The sequence below is a fragment of the Microbacterium sp. P2_F9 genome (assembly GCF_056403635.1).
In genome coordinates this window covers 12,956-27,755 of sequence record NZ_JBFUFC010000029.1, presented here as the reverse complement: position 1 = coordinate 27,755, position 14,800 = coordinate 12,956, and the positions used below count along the sequence as shown (strand labels likewise).

Below are 14,800 nucleotides of genomic sequence, written 5' to 3'. Positions count from 1 at the left end.
GAGCTACCCCCACCAGATCTCGGGCGGGATGGCCCAGCGTGTGGCGATCGCCCTCGCCCTGGCCGGCTCGCCCCGCCTGCTCGTCGCGGACGAGCCCACGACCGCGCTCGACGTCACCATCCAGGCTGAGATCCTGGCGCTGCTGCGCGAGCTGGTGGCATCCCGAGGCATGTCGATCATCCTGGTCACGCACGATCTGGGGGTCGTCGCGGACATCTGCGACGACGTCTCGGTCATGTACGCGGGCCAGATCGTCGAGACCGGAACCGTGCGCGACGTGCTGGTCCGTCCCGAGCACCCGTACACGATGGCCCTGCTCGCCGCAGACCCGCACGCGATTCTCGACTTCGCGGGCACGACGCGCCTGGCCTCGATTCCCGGCCAGGTGCCGTTGCCCGGGTCGTGGACGACGGGATGCCRGTTCGCCCAGCGCTGCCGGTTCGCGCGCGACGAGTGCATGACGGGCATCCCGCTCATGGAGCGTGCGGAGGGCGAGGGTGGCGTCCGCTGCATCAGGCGCGACGAGGTGCGCGGACGTCAGGAAGAGTGGCGACAGCCCGTCGCGATCGGAGGAGGAGACCTGTGAGCACCGCGAGTACTGTGCCGTCCGCAGCGGAGCGCACTGACTCCGCTCCCCTCCTCGAGGTTCGCAATCTCGTCGTCCGCTTCAACAAGAATGGCGCGCCCGCCGTCGACGACGTGTCGTTCTCGATCGGTCGGGGCGAGACCCTGGGGCTCGTCGGGGAGTCCGGTTCGGGCAAAACCACGATCGGCCGCGCCATCCTCGGGCTGCAGCCGGTCACCAGCGGCCAGATCCTCTTCGAGGGTCGTGACATCACGCGTCTCAGCGCCTCCCGCCGGCGCGCTCTGCAGGGCGATCTGCGAGCGGTCTTCCAAGACCCGTTCTCGTCGCTCAATCCTCGCCGGCCCATCGGCGACGCGATCACCGAGCCGATGCGCGTCGCGGGGGTTGCGCGCCCGGAGCGCGATCGGCGCGTCAAAGAGGTGCTGGATGCCGTCGGGCTCGCCCCGGGGTCCGAAGCGCGATACCCTCGGCAGTTCTCCGGGGGCCAGCGTCAGCGCATCGCGATCGCGCGCGCCCTCGTGACGGATCCGCGGCTCGTGGTCTGCGACGAGGCGGTCAGCGCGCTCGACCTCTCGACGCAGGCCCAGGTGCTGAATCTGCTCTCGGACCTCCGCGCCGGGAAGGACCTCGGCTACCTCTTCATCGCCCACGACATGGCGGTCGTCGAGTTCCTCGCGCAGCGCGTCATCGTCCTCAATCGTGGCCGGCTCGTGGAGGAGGGGATCACCGCCGAAGTGATGCGCAACCCTCAGCAGCACTACACGCGAGTGCTGATGGCGGCCTCGCCGGTGCCCGATCCCGACGAGCAGGCCCGACGTCGCGAGGCCTGGCAGGCGCTGAAGGCGGCTACGCCGGCGGCATAGCGGACACCGTCAGTGGAGTGTGCCCTCCACGAGCGGCGAGAGGGCTTGCGCGGTCTCGCGGAAGGTGGCGACCATCGGGTTGGGCGAGTCGCTGAGGCTGCAGAGCACGATCATGGCGGGATCGATGTCGGTGATCGGAATGAACCCCAGTTCGTCGCGCCGGTACTGGCGCGACGCCGACTGCCCGGCGATGTTCACGCCCGCACCGGCTGCGACGAGCTCGAACAGCCCATCGACGCTGTCGGCGGTGGGGCCGCGCTTGACCCGCGAGCCATCCGGGCGCGGGTCGACGATCCACCAGTCGACCACCTCCGGTGTGCCGCCCGCGACGGACACGAAGACCTCGTCGTTCGTCTCTGCGATCGCGACCGACTCGCGATCGGCGAGCGGATGACCGGCCGGCACGACGAGCACCCGCGGCTCGACCCAGAGCGGCTCGACCCTGATGCGCGGGGGGAGTCGCATGGGCGAGGGCGCGAAGACGACGTCGACGTTGCCGGACTCGAGTTCGGAGGCGACGTCGAAGAAGCCGAGCCGGCGCATCTCGATGCGCGCCTGCGGAATGGCCTGCATCGTCGAGGCGATGGCGGCCGTCGTGAGCGCGCCCGCTCCCGCCGCGACGACCCCCACCCGCAGCAGGGGCGTCTTCTGCTCGCGCTGGAGTGAACGGCCCCAGGCGAGCAGCTGGTCATGATCGTCCTGCACGCGCCGCGCCAAGGGCAGCAGCTCGCGGCCGTGGCGGGTCAGCTCGACCTTGCGCGGACTCCGATCGAAGAGCTTGACGTCGAGCTGCTGCTCGAGGCGGCTGATCTGCTGGCTCAGCGATGGCGGGGTGATGCTCAGCCGCTCAGCGGCGCGACCGAAGTGGAGCTCCTCGGCGAGCACGCAGAAATAGCGGATGACGTGAATCGGCACATCCATGCTCGGATCTTAGTCCGAGGCTAACGCCGGGTAGGGATGTCGAACTTCCTTGCCCCGCGGATCCTGGTGAGACTTGAGGCACCAAGAGCGATTCGCGGGCACCGTCCGCCGAGTTCTCCGCCTAACGGCACCTACTGCTTTCACAAGGAGGTAAAGCATGACCACTTTCCCTGCAGACGACCCGGACAAGGTGCCCTTCGCGGGCATCCTCCCGGCGGCCCCGAAGCCGTTCGTCCTCGGCAACGGCGAGGGCGAGAAGTCCCTCGTCTTCGACCAGCTCTTCTCGATTCTGCTCTCGGCCGATGAGACCGACGACCAGTACGGCGCGTTCACCATGGTCGGACCCAAGGGCGACCGGATTCCGGCGCACAAGCACTTCAAGACGCACGAGATCTTCTACGTCGTCGACGGTGAGATCAGCATCTGGATGGATGACGAGGCCGATTACCACACCAAGACCACGCTGACGACGGGCGACTTCGCGTTCATCCCGGCGAACGTCGTGCACGCGTTCCAGATCCACAACACCACCAAGGTATTCGGCGTCGGCACGGCCGGCTTCGAGCGCTTCTTCCACGCGATGGGGCAGCAGACCGATCTCACCGAGCCCCGGGGGGTCTACGTTCCCGACTACCCGACCATGCGCGCCGCGGGCGAGAAGTACTGGACGCAGTTCATGCCCGAGTTCCAGTTCCGCGACTGAGGTCGTGATGACTTCGATCCTCGAGATCGACTTCGCACAGCCCGCGGGATTCCRCCCGCTGTCGCTGGACCTGCGGACCCCGGACGCCGCATCTTTCGACAACGCAGCCGCTCCCCTCGTCGTGTTCCTGCACGGCGGGGGGTGGCTGCGCGGGAGCCGCAAGGTCCTCACGCCTGGCATCAGCGACGCGCAGTCGTTCGACCGCATCGTGGCCGCCGGCTTCGCGGTCGTCTCCTGCGAATACCGGCTGAGCGGCGAGGCCCGGTTCCCCGCGCAGCTGGACGACGTGGATGCCGCGCTCGCGTGGCTGTACGCGCACGCCTCCGACCACGGGATCGATGCCTCGCGCATCGTGCTGTGGGGAGTCTCAGCCGGTGCGACCCTCGCGGCGCTGACCGCGCTCCGTCGCGACGATGTGCGCGCGGTCGTCGACTGGTTCGGCCCGGCCGACCTCTTCACCATGGCTGAGCACGACCTCGGCGAAGCCCCTGCGGACACTCGCGAAGCCCGGTGGATCGGCGGGCCTGCGGCCCGGCATCCCGAGACCGCGCGGCTCGCCAGCCCCGTCCACCAGGTGAGGCCCGGCGCTCCGCCCTTCCATATCGCGCACGGGACAGCCGACGAGCACGTGCCCTTCTCGCAGAGCGTCGCCCTCGCAGAGGCGCTTCGCGGTGCCGGCGCCGAGGTGGACTTCCACCCCGTCCAGGGTGGCAGGCACTTCTGGCAGGGCTGCGCGGACACCGGCCCGCTCTTCGACCGGGCTATCGACTTCATCTCGCGCCACACGGCGCGCTGACCCAGAGGATCACCATGACCGATACGCACGACATCGCGCTCGAGGCCGGGGGCTACGTCTTCCGGGTGCGCGTCTACCCGGCTTCGGAGCCCGGCGGAGCCGCCCTGGTGTGGCTCCATGGTGGAGCGTTCATGTTCGGCACCCTCGAGATGCCCGAGGCCGATCAGGTCGGCCGGAGGCTGAGCGAAGCCGGCATCACGGTGGTCTCCGTGGATTACACGCTGGCACCGCTCGATGGACTGGCCGCACTCGCACCGCCCGACCCCGATGCCGCCTTCCCGTCCCCCGAGCAGCTGCGGGCTGAAGCCGAAGCTGCCGGTCCGCGGGCGCGCTTCCCGGTCGCCGGCCTGCAGACCGTGGCCGCCTTCGACTGGGCGGTGCAGAACGCCGGCACGTATGGCGCCGACCCCGATCGAGTGGCCCTGGGTGGCGCGAGTGCCGGCGCCAACCTCTCGGCGGGTGCGGCGATGCGACTGCGCGACCGGGGGGCGGCCATCCCGAGCCTGCTGGCGCTGGTCTACCCGTCGCTGCATGACGGCATCCTGGAGCCCAATGAAGAGCTGGCGCGCCTGCTTCAGACCGTCCCTCCCGCCCGCATCTTCACGTCGGAGGCCCGTGACGCCATCAATCGCAACTACCTGCCCGATCCCGCGGGCGACCCGGACGGGTACGCCTTCGCGGGAGGTCACCATCTCGCGGGGCTTCCTCCGGTGCTCATGGTCAACGCCGAGCTCGACAGCCTCCGTGCGTCGGGGGAGGCCTTCGCCGGCGAGCTCGCCACAGCCAGCGTCGATCTGCACGTCGTGCGGGCACGGGGTGCCATGCACGGGTATCTCAACGAGGTCGGCCATCCCGCCGCGGAGCTGACTCTGAGGCTTCTCCAGGATGCGATCGCGGCGCGCTGAGACCCGCCCAGCGAGCGGGTCAGGTCCGCGACACCGGGATGCCGCGCACCGACCTCGGGTTGTGTCAGGTCGCGCGCAGCAGCCGCGAGATGTCCTCGGCCGTCGCGCGCAGCCGCTGCAGAATCGGCCCCCGGAGGGAGGCGAGATCGTGGCGCTGCGTCGACACGGCGATGTTGATCGCGGCGGCCGGCTTGGCGGCATTCCGCCCGAAGACCGGTACCGAGACCGACCGCAGGCCGGCGGCGACCTCCTGGTCCTGCAGCGAGTAGCCCTGCTCGCGGATGGCGGCGAGGCGCTCGCGCAGTTCGTCGAGCGATCCCGCGGCGTTGGGGCCGGCATCCCTCGAGAAATCGTGGTTCGCGAGCGCCGCCTTCAGTTCCGCGTCACTGAGGTAGGCGAGCAGCAGTTTGCCCATCGAGGTGTAGGCAGCGGGGAGCGTCGAGCCGACCTGGATGTTCGCGGTCACGAGATCGGAGTTGCGCAGGCGCGCGAGGTACAGCACCTGGTCTCCGACCAGCACGCCGAGGTTGACGGTCTCGCCCGACTGCTCGGCGAGGTGCCGCAGGGGCTGCTCGCTCAGCTGCACGAGGCTCGATCCGCGAAGTGCGGCCGAGCCCAGCAGCAGGACGGCGACACCGGGACGGATGCTGCCATCCGGAAGTCGCTCGAGATATCCGCCCTCTTCGAGTGTTGCGACGACGCGGAAGGCGGTCGGCATCGGGATGCCGGTGCGGTCGCTGATCTCGCGCAGCTTCAGCGAGGTCACCGACTCGTCGAAGAGCCTCAGGACATCCAGGCCCTTGGCGAGCGCCTCGATCCGGTAGCGGCTGGGCGTCTTCTCGGCCGCATCGGCCGGCTCGTCAGTTTTCATTGCGTGAAACCGTATCTTCGGATGCGAGCGGGTGCAACGTCAGGCCTCAACCCGGAAGACCCGCAGCTGCAGCGCGAGGGTCGCGTAGTACCCCACGAGCACCGTGAGCTCGAAGACCACCTCCGCACCGAGGGCCGTGGATGCCTCGTCCCACAGGTCGTCGTCGAGGTCGCCGTCGAGCAGCGCCGCCGTCACCCGCGCCACCAGGCCCTCGTCGCCAGAAAAGCCGGACGTATCGGGGCCGCGCAGCGCGGAGAGCTCGGCATCGGTCAGCCCCGCGGCGGCGCCCACCGCTTCATGCGCCTCGCGCTCGAAGGCACTGTCCCAGTGGGCGGCGACCAGCAGGATCGCGATCTCGCGCGAGCGGTCGCTGAGCGCGCCGCGATAGCGGATCGCGGCTCCCACATCCTGGAGCGCGGCGCCCAGCCCCGGTGCGAGAAGCAGCGCGTTGAAGGGCCCGCGCAGAGACCCGTCGCGGCGGGTGAGGGCGAAGTGCTGGGGCCCCTGCGACCGCGGGCCGCCGGCGATCGCGTCGTACAGGTCGCGCTGCGCGCTCGTGAGCGATTCGGGGGTGAAGGGGTGCACGCGTCCGGCCATCGATGGTCCTCCATTTGACGAATCGCTGAGATCAGCATACATTCAATCTACGAAAACAACTTTCATTGAATGAATCAATCGAGGAAACGTCATGACAGACACCGCCCTGAGCACGGGGGCCGACTGGCTCGGACTCGACGGCTCGCGGGTCCTGGTCGCCGGTGCCGGCGGGATCGGGGGAGCCTGCGCACTCGCGTATGCGAACGCGGGGGCGTCGGTCGCCGTCGTCGACCGCGACCAGCGTGCGCTGGAGGCCATCGGGGATGAACTGGCCGCTCTCGGCGCACGGCACAAGCTGATCCAGGCCGACCTCACCGAGCACGGATCGGGCGACCGCGTCGTCTCGGAGGTCGTGGAGCGGCTCGGCGGACTCGACGTGATGCTGCACGCCGTGGGCATCAACGACCGGCGTCCAATCCTCGATTTCACCGAGGACGAGTGGGACCACATCCTCCGCGTCAACCTCTCGTCCCTGTTCGGCCTGGCGCAGGCCGCCGGCCGCCACATGGTCGCCCAGGGGCATGGACGGGTGCTCGCACTCTCGAGCGTCTCGGGGCTGCTCGCCCACCACTCGCACGGTCCGTACGCGGCGTCCAAGGGTGGCATCAACCAGCTTCTGCGGGTCATGGCACGCGAATGGGCCTCATCGGGCGTGACCGTGAACGCCCTCGCCCCCGGCTACATCGAGACGCCGCTCACCGCCGGCGAGCTCGCCAAGCCGGGCAAGCGCGCAGACCTCGAGAGCCTGGTGCCCGCCGGGCGCCTCGGCACTCCCGACGAACTGACCGGTCCCGCGCTGTTCCTGTCGTCACGCCACGCCGGCTTCATCACCGGCCACGTGATGTACATAGACGGCGGCCGGACTCTGGTCTGAGACTTCAACGACGATAGGAGAGACACATGTCGCAGATCTTCCCCCGCTTCGCGGGCAAGACCGTGCTTGTCACGGGCGCCGGCACCGGCTTCGGCGCCGAGATCGCGGTTCGCGCCGCACAGGAGGGCGCCAAGGTCGCCGTCCACTACCGCTCGTCCAAGGCCGGCGCCGAGGCGACGCTCGAGCGCATCCGCGAAGCGGGCAGCGACGGCATCCTCGTGCAGGCCGACATCGGCTCGTGGGCCGAGATCAAGCGCATGGCCGACGAAGTGTGGGCAGCGTTCGGCGTGCTCGACGTGCTCGTCAACAACGTCGGCGACGTCTCGAGCGAGCAGATGAACTGGGACGAGCTCACGCAGGAGGCACTCGACGCTGTCATCGACATCGACGTCAAGGGCACCCTCCTCATGACCCACGAATTCGGTGCACGGATGCTGGAGCAGGGCCACGGCAACATCGTGCAGGTGGGCTCGACGGTGATCGTCCGCGGTTCGGCTCGTGCCCCGCAGTACGCGGCCGCCAAGTACGCGATCCTCGGCATCACGAAGTCCTACGCCAAGGCGTTTGCGCCCGCCGTGCGCATCAACACGTTCGCGCCCGGCTTCATGGAGACCGAGCGTCTCCTCAACCGTGAGGACTGGAAGAACGGCCGCCGCGAGGTGCTGCTCTCGCAGACCCCGATGGGCATCATCCCGCCGCCCGAGTTCGTCGCCGGCACCTGCCTGTGGCTCGCGACCGACGAGGCGGCGCACCTGACCGGCGGCTACATGCTCGCCGACGGCGGCTTCAACATGGTCGGCGCCTGAGCGCCCGCCCGACACCTAGGAGACAGAAACCATGAAGCTCATCACCTTCGACGACGGTCGCGTCGGCCGCCTCGAACTCGAGGAGAACCTCGTCATCGAACTCGACGTGCCCTCGACCCGCACCTACTTCGAACTCGAGGGCAAGGTCGCTGAGACCGGCGAGCGCCTCGCCTACAGCGATGTACGGCTGCGTGCGCCCATCGTGCCCAAGAAGTTCTTCCATACCGCCGGCAACTTCGCGGCCCACCATGAAGAGCTCGAGAAGGTCAACTGGTCGCACCCCGTGCACAAGGGCATCGTGTTCTTCCAGAACGTCGACGCGATCATCGGCCCCGACGACGAGATCGTCTACCCCGACCACCTCACTCGCGAGATGGACTACGAACTCGAGATGCTCGCGGTCATCGGCAAGCCGGGCAAGTTCTTCAGCCCTGAGGATGCGGTGGAGCACATCGCCGGCTTCACGATCTTCAACGACATCTCGGCGCGCGACATCCAGCGCAAGGAGATGGAGTCCGGCGTGTTCTCGTTCTCGAAGGCCATCGACACGTTCTGCCCGATCGGCCCGTACATCGTCACGATCGATGAGGTGCCGGACTATCAGAACCTCGCGATGGAGCTGCGGATCAACGGAGACGTCCGGCAGAAGGGCAACACGAACGAGATGGTCGTGACGCTGCCGCACCTCATCTCGTACCACTCGCCGCAGATCTTCAGCGCGGGCGACCTCATCTCGACCGGCACCATTCGCGGCGTCGCGGCGATCCAGGAGAACCCCTTCGACTTCTACCTCAAGCCCGGCGACGTGGTCGAGGCCGAGATCCAGGGCCTGGGCATCCTCCGCAACAAGGTCATCAGCTGGGAAGAGCGCTACGGCGAGCCCGCTCCGAAGCGGGTCGACTGGTGAGAATCGCCAACCTCGCCGGCCGTGCCGTCCTCGTCTCCGAGGGCGGCGCGGTCGACGTCGCCACGGCGTCGGACGGTCGCTTCGGCCCCGATCCCCAGGCGCTGTTCGACGACTGGGCCGCCTTCGCGGAGTGGGCATCGACGGTTCCGGATGCCGCGGCTGCGGCATCCGTCACCTTCGACGCCACTGACCTCGGCGCCCCCGTGCCGCGCCCGCGGCAGGTGTTCGCGATCGGCCTGAACTACGCCGAGCACGCCGCCGAGGCGGGGTACCCGCCGGATTCCATGCCGGTGACGTTCACCAAGTTCCCCTCGTCGATCGTCGGCCCCGACCATGTCGTCGAGCTGCCCGAAGGGCACGTCGACTGGGAGGTCGAGCTCGTCGTCGTGATCGGCAAGGCCGCGCACAAGGTCGATCGCGAATCCGCGTGGGACCACGTCGCCGGCCTCACGGTCGGCCAGGACCTCTCCGAGCGCATCACCCAGCTGCAGGGTGCGGCCCCGCAGTTCAGCCTCGGCAAGTCGTTCCCGGGCTTCGGCCCGACCGGCCCGTGGCTGGTGACCACCGACGAGTTCGCGGATCGCGACGACCTCGGGATCTCGTGCAGTCTGTCGGGCGAGGGGATGCAGTCCTCGCGCACGTCGATGATGCTCTACGACGTCCCCGAGCTGATCGTGCGCCTGTCGGCCGTGTGCCCGCTGCTGCCCGGCGACATCATCTTCTCGGGGACGCCCTCCGGCATCGGCAACCGCCGCACTCCGCCGCGCTTCATCGGCCCGGACGACGTGCTGGTGAGCGAGATCGAGGGCATCGGCACTCTGACGACCAGGTTCACCGCCGGCGGATGACCGTCGGACCGTCGCTATCCCCTGGAGCACACATGGTCACCCCGCGATGGCGCGTGATCGTCGACAACGACTTCGCCGGCGACCCCGACGGGCTCGTCTCGCTCGCGCACGTGCTGCTGACCGATGATGTGCAGGTCGAGCTGATCACCTGCACCCCGGTCGATCCGGTGCTCGCCCATCTCGCGGGGGTGGATGCCTCGGCGACCGCATCCCTCGGGGCGCGGGCCGCGCACGCTCTGCTCGAGGTGCTGGGCTCGACCGATCACGACGTCGTGGGCGGTGCGGAGGACTTCGCCCCGAGGGATGAGCCTTCACCGGCTGCACGGGCGATCGTGGAGGTGTGCCTGGCGGAGTCCGACGTGCCGCTCGCGATCCTCTGCGGTGGGCCGCTGACCAATGTGGCGGCGGCGCTCGCTCTCGAGCCGGCGCTCCGCGAACGCGTAACCCTCGTGTGGATCGGCGGGAGCCTGAATGATGCTCCGGAGTACAACAGGGACACCGCCCCCTCCGCTGCGGCATCCGTCCTCGCCTCGGGCATTCCGGTGGTGCAGATTCCGCTCGAGACCTATGAGCGCATGCGCGTCTCGGTCGCAGAGGTCCGTTCGGGGCTCGCCCACTCGTCGTACCCCGGCGGCTGGCTCGCCGAGCGCCTGCTCGACCTTCCGGCGTTCGTCACGCTGCATGGCGTCATCACCCTCGGAGACGGCGCGCTCGCCGCGGTAGCGGGGCTCGACCCCGGCTTCCGGCCGGGTACCAGCCGCATCGTCACTGAGATCGACATGCGCCTGCTCTGGGGAGACCTGCTCGCCAAGCTGAGTCTCCATCACCAGGATGAAGACGGACGAGCTCCGTGAAGCCCATCCTGCCCGGCATCCGTCCCGAGCCTCGCGATCTCCGGGTCGAGTACCTGCGCGCGCCGGTCGGCATCGGCAGCCGCGCGCCGCGGTTCTCGTGGATCGTCGACCACGCACAGGAAGCGTACGAACTCTCGGTGCACACCGGAGCCGGCGCTGTGTGGACGAGCGGGCCCGTCGAGAGCCGCGAGACCTCGCTCGTCGAGTACGCCGGAGAACGGCTCACCTCGAACACCCGGTACACCTGGCGTGTGCGCAGCCGCTCGGGTGACCGGTGGACCCCGTGGGCGGAATCGACCTTCGAGACGGCACTCCTGGATGCCGGCGACTGGGTGGCCGCCTGGGTCGAGCCCGAGCAGCAGGACGCCGTCGTCGAGCGCTGGAGCATCGTCGACTGGATCCGCGGCTTCGGCCCCGACACTGCGCCCGAGGACCGGCTGCGTCCCCTGCAGCTCCTGCGGCAGTCGTTCGACGTGCGCGGCGCCCTCGCTCGCGCCCGCCTGTACGCGACCGCTCGGGGAGGATACTCCGCGTTCGTGAACGGCGAGCGGGCCGACGACCAGGTGCTCGCGCCCGGCTCGGACGCGTACGAGCACCGCATCTCAGTGCAGTCGTACGACGTCACCGCCTTGCTCTCCGAGGGCGAGAACGTGCTGGGCATCGCGCTCGCCGACGGCTGGTGGGCGGGCCGCCTCGGCCTCACGGGGTCCAGCGCGCAGTTCGGCACGCGCACGTCGGCGATCTGGCAGCTGCACCTCGACTATGCCGACGGGGTGACCGAGGTCGTGGCATCCGGAGCCGAGGTCCGCAGCGCGACCGGCCCGTGGACGTATGCCGACCTGTTCGTGGGCGAGCGTTTCGACCGCCGTGCGAGCCGCGCAGGGTGGGACCGGCCAGGGTTCGATGACAGTGACTGGATGCCGGTCACCGAGGTCGGTCGCGACCATGCGGTCCTCCGACCCTTCGCCGGGGAGCCGATCCGACGGGTGCAGGAACTGCCGGCGGTCTCGGTGCTCGCCACGGCCGAGGGCGCGATCGTCGACTTCGGCCAGGTGCTCGTCGGCCGGGTGCGCCTCCGCGTGCGCGGGACGACGCCCGGCCAGCGGATCGTCCTGGAGCACACCGAGACGCTCGCCGCCGACGGCTCGTGGTTCGCGAACATCGTCGGCATCAACAAGGAGCAGACCGACGTCTTCATCTCGGCGGGCGGCGACGACGAGTGGGAGCCCGAGTTCACCTTCCACGGCTTCCGATATGCCCGGATCAGCGGGCTCTCGAGTGCCCTTCGCCGTGAGGACATCACCGGGGTGGTCATCGCGAGCGACCTCGAGCAGACCGGGTCGTTCCGCTCGTCCGATGCTCGGCTGAACCGCCTGCACGACAACGTCGTCTGGAGTCAGCGGGGCAACTTCCTCTCCATTCCCACCGACTGCCCGCAGCGCGAGCGGGCTGGCTGGACCGGCGACCTCCAGGCCTTCGTGGGCGCCGCGACCAACAACGCCCAGGTGGTGCCTTTCCTCTCCCGCTGGCTGGAGAACCTCCGTGCCGATCAGCTACCCGATGGGCGCATCCCGATCTTCTCCCCGCGCTCGCCGTTCGACGCCGAAGCCGCTGCGACCGCCCAGGGCATCGGGTCGATCGTCGCGGCCGCGGGCTGGAGCGACGCGATCGCCATCGTGCCGTGGACCCTCTACGAGCGCACCGGCGACCGCCGGGTGCTCGAGGAGAACTACGACGCGATGCTGCGCTGGGTCGAGTACCAGCGATCGACCGCGGCAGCCGGACTGCCCCCTGAGCTCGCCGACGACCTGCCGCCCGAGCGCCGCGCGGCCCAGGCGCTGCTCTTCAACACCGGCGAGCACTTCGGCGACTGGCTCACTCCGTCCACCATGGAGGGCCGCCCGATCCACGAGGCGCTCGCCATCGCTCCGGCGCTGACGAGCGAGTACCTGGCGCCGATGTTCCAGGCCCACACGCTCACGCTCGCGTCGCGCATCGCCGCACTACTGGGAAGAGAGACCGATGCCGCGGCCCTCGCCGACCGTGCCTCAGCCGTCCGCGCCGCCTTCGCCGCCGAGTACGTCGATGAGAGCGGCGATCTCCCGGTGCGGCTCCAGGGCCTCTACGTCCTTGCGCTGGCGTTCCACATGGTGCCCGCCGGCCTTCGCGGGCGGGCCGCGGCCAGGCTCGTCGAGCTCATCCACGCACGAGGAGACCGCCTCGACACCGGTTTCCTCTCGACCCCGTACCTGCTCGACGTGCTGTGCGACCACGGCTATCCGGAGGTCGCCAGGACGCTGCTCTGGCAGTCCGAGATGCCGTCCTGGCTCTACGAGGTGGACCGGGGCGCCACGACCATCTGGGAGGCATGGGACGCAATCTCGCCGGAGGGCGAGATTCGTGCCATGTCCTTCAACCACTACGCACCGGGCAGCGTCGACGACTGGCTCTACCGCCGGGTCGCCGGCATTCGCTCGACCTCTCCCGGCTTCCGGACCGCGGTGATCGAGCCCGACTTCGAGGCAGGCGTCGACCACGTGAAGGCGCACGTTGGCACACCCTACGGCGAGCTTGCTGTCGAATGGCGGCGCGCCGGGGCGACAGCATCCGTCATCGTCACCGTGCCTTTCGGAGTCGCAGCGGAGCTCGTCGCGGGCGAGCGCGTGGCACTGCCCGCTGGCACCTCCACCCACGAGGTGCGGGTCAGCGCACACCCTTCATGAGCTTGAGCACCGGCTTCACGCTGAACAGCAGCGCGACGCCGAGGATGATCGCGATGAAGCCGAGGATCGTGAAATAGGGCACCTCGTTGGTCGGGTCGTAGAACTGCGCCAGCCAGCCGGCGATGCTCGTGCCGAGCGACACCGAAAGGAAGTACAGCGCAACCATCTGGGTGTGGAAGCGCGCGGGGGCGAGCTTGGTCGTCACCGACAGACCCGGAGGCGAGATGAACATCTCCGCGATCGTGAACACGAACAGGATGAGGATGATTGCCAGCAGCGGCGTCGAGTTCGGTGCACCGTTCGCCCACGGCAGGAAGAGCAGGAACGCGATTCCCATGACGATCGCGCCGAGGGAGAACTTGACCGGCGCCGACGGCTGACGGGTGCCGAGCTTCGTCCAGATCGCGGCGAACACGCCCGAGAGGATGATGACGAAGATCGGGTTGATCGAGTTGATCCACGAGACCGGCATCTCCCAGCCGAGGACCGTGCGATCCAGGCGCTCGTCGGAGTAGATCGTCAGCACCGTGAACTGCTGCTGGTAGAGCGACCAGAAGCCCACGTTCACGATGAACAGCGGGATGAAGCCGAAGACGCGCGACCGGTCGGTCCCGTCGATGTGCTTCGACGAGATGATCACGCCGAAGTAGGCGACCGCCGCGATCAGGGTGAAGATGATGACGACGCCGGCCAGGTTGTCGGCGCGGATGACCTCGAGCAGCACCAGTACGACGATGACCGCGATGCCGGCGATCCCGATGCCCGCGACCGCCAGGTACAGGCGCCGGGGGAGCGGGTTCGAGACGATGCGCGACGATGCGGGGAGGTTCTTGCGGCCGAACGAGTACTGGGTGAGGCCGATGCCCATGCCGACCGCGGCGATGCCGAAGCCCCAGTGGAACCCGTAGTTGRTCTGCGCGAATCCGGTCAGGAGCGGGCCGAGGAAAGCGCCGACATTGATGCCGAGGTAGAAGATCGAGAATCCGGCGTCTCGTCGGGTGTCCTTCGGGGTGTACAGCGTCCCGACCACCGACGTCGCGTTCGCCTTCAGACCGCCGGAGCYGACGGCGACGAGGATGAGGCCGATCCCGAGTCCCCACACGCTCGGCAGCACCGCGAGCACGATGTGCCCCAGCATGATGACGATCGCGCTGTAGAACAGCACGCGCTCCGACCCGAGCAGCCGGTCCGCGACCCACGCCCCGAGGATCGTCGAGAGATAGACGGTGCCGCCGTACGCGCCGACGATCCCGGTCGCGATGGCCTTGTCCATCCCGAGGCCGCCCTCGGTGACCGAGTAGTACATGTAGAGGAGCAGGATGCCCTGCATGCCGTAGAAGCTGAACCGCTCCCACAGCTCCACGCCGAAGACGGTCGCGAGGGCTCGCGGCTGCCCGAAGAACCGGGTGTCCTGGTCGCCGCCGCTCTCCGGATCGACCGCCGTCCCGGCTCCGTGGGGCGGGGCGTCAGGCGGGCCGACCGGGATCTCTTCTGGGTTTCCACCTGGGTCGCTCATGGCGTCAGGCTAGTGGGACCCGTCGCGCCT

15 protein-coding genes are annotated in these 14,800 nt (G+C 69.0%); 11 read left to right on the top strand and 4 right to left on the bottom strand.

What is annotated here, in order from left to right; all coding sequences use genetic code 11:
• A partial coding sequence (locus AC1DVT_RS05110; protein WP_477387068.1) for an oligopeptide/dipeptide ABC transporter ATP-binding protein occupies window positions 1-586 on the top strand: 586 nt, incomplete at its 5' end.
• Window positions 583-1,449 (top strand): ATP-binding cassette domain-containing protein, encoded by an 867-nt coding sequence (locus AC1DVT_RS05105; protein ID WP_477387066.1) that lies wholly within the window; start codon window positions 583-585, stop codon window positions 1,447-1,449. The genes AC1DVT_RS05110 and AC1DVT_RS05105, both read left to right, overlap by 4 nt.
• Before the next feature lie 9 nt (window positions 1,450-1,458).
• Here the strand turns inward: AC1DVT_RS05105 and AC1DVT_RS05100 are convergent, their stop codons facing one another.
• Complete coding sequence (locus AC1DVT_RS05100; protein WP_477387064.1) at window positions 1,459-2,370, bottom strand: LysR family transcriptional regulator; 912 nt, start codon at window positions 2,368-2,370, stop codon at window positions 1,459-1,461.
• A gap of 157 nt (window positions 2,371-2,527) precedes the next feature.
• Here AC1DVT_RS05100 and AC1DVT_RS05095 point away from each other — a divergent pair, with 157 nt between their 5' ends.
• From AC1DVT_RS05095 to AC1DVT_RS05085, 3 genes are read left to right on the top strand one after another with little or no spacing between them, the layout of a single operon-like run.
• A complete protein-coding gene (locus tag AC1DVT_RS05095) occupies window positions 2,528-3,073 on the top strand; it encodes a quercetin 2,3-dioxygenase (protein WP_457099526.1) in 546 nt (181 codons plus the stop codon).
• A gap of 7 nt (window positions 3,074-3,080) precedes the next feature.
• On the top strand, window positions 3,081-3,869 hold the full coding sequence (locus AC1DVT_RS05090) for an alpha/beta hydrolase fold domain-containing protein (protein ID WP_477387071.1): 789 nt from the start codon (window positions 3,081-3,083) through the stop codon (window positions 3,867-3,869).
• A 14-nt stretch (window positions 3,870-3,883) separates the two neighbouring features.
• Window positions 3,884-4,774: an alpha/beta hydrolase fold domain-containing protein gene (locus AC1DVT_RS05085; RefSeq protein ID WP_477387062.1), complete on the top strand. Its 891-nt coding sequence runs from the start codon at window positions 3,884-3,886 to the stop codon at window positions 4,772-4,774.
• 64 nt (window positions 4,775-4,838) lie between these two features.
• On the opposite strand, the gene AC1DVT_RS05080 is transcribed toward AC1DVT_RS05085, so the two are convergent.
• Window positions 4,839-5,645, bottom strand: a complete 807-nt coding sequence (locus AC1DVT_RS05080; RefSeq protein ID WP_477387060.1) for an IclR family transcriptional regulator — start codon at window positions 5,643-5,645, stop codon at window positions 4,839-4,841.
• Between the two features lie 39 nt (window positions 5,646-5,684).
• Entirely contained in the window at window positions 5,685-6,242 is a 558-nt protein-coding gene (locus tag AC1DVT_RS05075; RefSeq protein WP_477387058.1) for a carboxymuconolactone decarboxylase family protein, read from the bottom strand.
• 91 nt (window positions 6,243-6,333) lie between these two features.
• Here AC1DVT_RS05075 and AC1DVT_RS05070 point away from each other — a divergent pair, with 91 nt between their 5' ends.
• The 6 genes from AC1DVT_RS05070 to AC1DVT_RS05045 are packed head-to-tail and all read left to right on the top strand — an operon-like array spanning window position 6,334 to window position 13,254.
• Window positions 6,334-7,116: an SDR family NAD(P)-dependent oxidoreductase gene (locus AC1DVT_RS05070; RefSeq protein ID WP_477387056.1), complete on the top strand. Its 783-nt coding sequence runs from the start codon at window positions 6,334-6,336 to the stop codon at window positions 7,114-7,116.
• Window positions 7,117-7,142: 26 nt separating this feature from the next.
• A complete protein-coding gene (locus AC1DVT_RS05065) occupies window positions 7,143-7,922 on the top strand; it encodes an SDR family NAD(P)-dependent oxidoreductase (RefSeq protein ID WP_477387054.1) in 780 nt (259 codons plus the stop codon).
• A 31-nt stretch (window positions 7,923-7,953) separates the two neighbouring features.
• A complete protein-coding gene (locus AC1DVT_RS05060; RefSeq protein ID WP_477387052.1) occupies window positions 7,954-8,829 on the top strand; it encodes a fumarylacetoacetate hydrolase family protein in 876 nt (291 codons plus the stop codon).
• Window positions 8,826-9,677, top strand: a complete 852-nt coding sequence (locus AC1DVT_RS05055) for a fumarylacetoacetate hydrolase family protein (RefSeq protein ID WP_477387050.1) — start codon at window positions 8,826-8,828, stop codon at window positions 9,675-9,677. Before AC1DVT_RS05060 ends, AC1DVT_RS05055 begins: the two co-directional genes overlap by 4 nt.
• Window positions 9,678-9,709: 32 nt before the next feature.
• Complete coding sequence (locus AC1DVT_RS05050) at window positions 9,710-10,531, top strand: nucleoside hydrolase (RefSeq protein ID WP_457099517.1); 822 nt, start codon at window positions 9,710-9,712, stop codon at window positions 10,529-10,531.
• Window positions 10,528-13,254 (top strand): family 78 glycoside hydrolase catalytic domain, encoded by a 2,727-nt coding sequence (locus tag AC1DVT_RS05045; RefSeq protein ID WP_477387049.1) that lies wholly within the window; start codon window positions 10,528-10,530, stop codon window positions 13,252-13,254. The genes AC1DVT_RS05050 and AC1DVT_RS05045 overlap by 4 nt, the downstream gene beginning before the upstream one ends.
• On the opposite strand, the gene AC1DVT_RS05040 is transcribed toward AC1DVT_RS05045, so the two are convergent.
• Window positions 13,235-14,770 (bottom strand): peptide MFS transporter, encoded by a 1,536-nt coding sequence (locus AC1DVT_RS05040; protein WP_477387047.1) that lies wholly within the window; start codon window positions 14,768-14,770, stop codon window positions 13,235-13,237. The two genes, AC1DVT_RS05045 and AC1DVT_RS05040, sit on opposite strands and share 20 nt — an antisense overlap.
• Between the last annotated feature and the right edge of the window lie 30 nt (window positions 14,771-14,800).

Bases quoted from the DNA above. Each gene is read 5' to 3' on its own strand.
- AC1DVT_RS05100 (WP_477387064.1), bottom strand. From the start codon at position 2,370: ATGGATGTGCCGATTCACGTCATCCGCTATTTCTGCGTGCTCGCCGAG.
- AC1DVT_RS05095 (WP_457099526.1), top strand. From the start codon at position 2,528: ATGACCACTTTCCCTGCAGACGACCCGGACAAGGTGCCCTTCGCGGGC.
- AC1DVT_RS05085 (WP_477387062.1), top strand. From the start codon at position 3,884: ATGACCGATACGCACGACATCGCGCTCGAGGCCGGGGGCTACGTCTTC.
- AC1DVT_RS05080 (WP_477387060.1), bottom strand. From the start codon at position 5,645: ATGAAAACTGACGAGCCGGCCGATGCGGCCGAGAAGACGCCCAGCCGC.
- AC1DVT_RS05075 (WP_477387058.1), bottom strand. From the start codon at position 6,242: ATGGCCGGACGCGTGCACCCCTTCACCCCCGAATCGCTCACGAGCGCG.
- AC1DVT_RS05070 (WP_477387056.1), top strand. From the start codon at position 6,334: ATGACAGACACCGCCCTGAGCACGGGGGCCGACTGGCTCGGACTCGAC.
- AC1DVT_RS05065 (WP_477387054.1), top strand. From the start codon at position 7,143: ATGTCGCAGATCTTCCCCCGCTTCGCGGGCAAGACCGTGCTTGTCACG.
- AC1DVT_RS05060 (WP_477387052.1), top strand. From the start codon at position 7,954: ATGAAGCTCATCACCTTCGACGACGGTCGCGTCGGCCGCCTCGAACTC.
- AC1DVT_RS05050 (WP_457099517.1), top strand. From the start codon at position 9,710: ATGGTCACCCCGCGATGGCGCGTGATCGTCGACAACGACTTCGCCGGC.